Origin of the sequence: Streptococcus pseudopneumoniae, from assembly GCF_001072315.1 — a bacterium.
Classification (GTDB): Bacteria; Bacillota; Bacilli; order Lactobacillales; family Streptococcaceae; genus Streptococcus; species Streptococcus pseudopneumoniae_R.
Genome location: NZ_JVLI01000126.1, coordinates 1 through 1,352 on the forward strand (window position 1 = coordinate 1; position 1,352 = coordinate 1,352).

Annotated in this window: 1 protein-coding gene and 1 pseudogene; both read right to left on the reverse strand. The window is 38.6% G+C overall.

The window, feature by feature from the left end:
- Window positions 1-132 (reverse strand): annotated as a pseudogene (locus ADH54_RS11895) (NUDIX domain-containing protein); the annotation flags it as partial.
- A gap of 301 nt (window positions 133-433) precedes the next feature.
- Window positions 434-1,352 (reverse strand): DUF1542 domain-containing protein (locus ADH54_RS06815; RefSeq protein ID WP_049524543.1); only part of this gene is annotated, 919 nt, incomplete at its 5' end.

Genomic DNA, 1,352 nt, shown 5'->3' on the forward strand with positions numbered 1-1,352 from the left:
AATATAGCGCCCACCTGTATCTAGTGGCCAATTTTTAATGCCGACAAGTTGAGGATTTTGGATCGTCAATCCTGTTTCTTCATAGATTTCACGAATGACAGACTCTGCGAAAGACTCGCCATGCCTGTGCCCCTCTTTGATCTAATACTCAATGAAAATCAAAGAGCAAACTAGGAAACTAGCCGCAGGCTGTACTTTAGTACGGCAAGGCGACGTTGACGCGGTTTGAAGAGATTTTCGAAGAGTATAATATAATGCTCCTTGTTTAAAATCTGTACTATATGCCATAGCTTTATCATAGCATGCTTTTTTTAAACCAAACAACTATAAAGTATTATCGTAACTGCCCAATAACGAAGCATATTGAAAAAAATCTCCAGATTAGAGAACTCGCTGATAGTTCCTAATCTAGAGATTAAATGAGATTTTCTACTTATGCTTCCTCTTCATCATCTTTCTTCTTTTTAGCAAATAGTAAACCAAATGCTCCAAGAAGAGATAGAACTCCTAATGAACCGGTAGCACGATCTTCTTTGGTACCCGTATTTGGTAATGCGGCATGACTTTTAGAATCATTTTGTTTCGGTACATTATTCTCTGATGAAACTGGTTGAGAATTTGAAGTGACTACTTCAGGCTCACGTGTTGTATCATCAGATGGCACTACTGATGCTGGTTGAGGTTTGTTTTCTCCACCTTGTTCTTCTTTAAGTGTCTCAGTTGGTTCTACAATTTCACCATTCACCTCTCCTGTAAATTCCGGAAAATCAAGTGTAGCAGGTAAATTCGCCTCTATAGAGTTAATTCTTTCTATTCCTTCAATTTTTGCTGTTTCTACAGCTGCATTTGTTGTTGCTGTTTTTATTCTTACAATAGCAGCCATCGCTGCTTTTTCAGCTTTGTCTTTAAGGATGCCTTTATCGTTATCTGTAAATTCTTTACTTGATTCTATAGATTTAATCTTAGTATCTAAAGCTTTTTTCACTTCTGCAATGGCGTTTGATTTTTCTATTTCTGTAGGGAATGGCGCCCCATCTAACTTCTCTTTAGCTGTGGTAATTGCTGATAATGCATTGTTGACTTCAGTTTGTGTCGCATTATCTTTGGCTAGTACTGCTTTACCTGCTGTTACTGCTTGATCGTACGCGTCTTTCTTACTTGCTTCGGCATTGTAGTAAGCTGAACTTGCCTTAGTTTCTGTATCACCTGTGCTTGTCGCTGTTTGGAGCGCGTCTTTGTTTGTCGCGTTTCCTCCTAATGCATTCTTAGCTGTGGTAATTGCTGATAATGCATTATCTACTTCCGTTTGTGTCGCATTCGCTTTATCCTTGATTTGTTTTCCGCTTGCGATA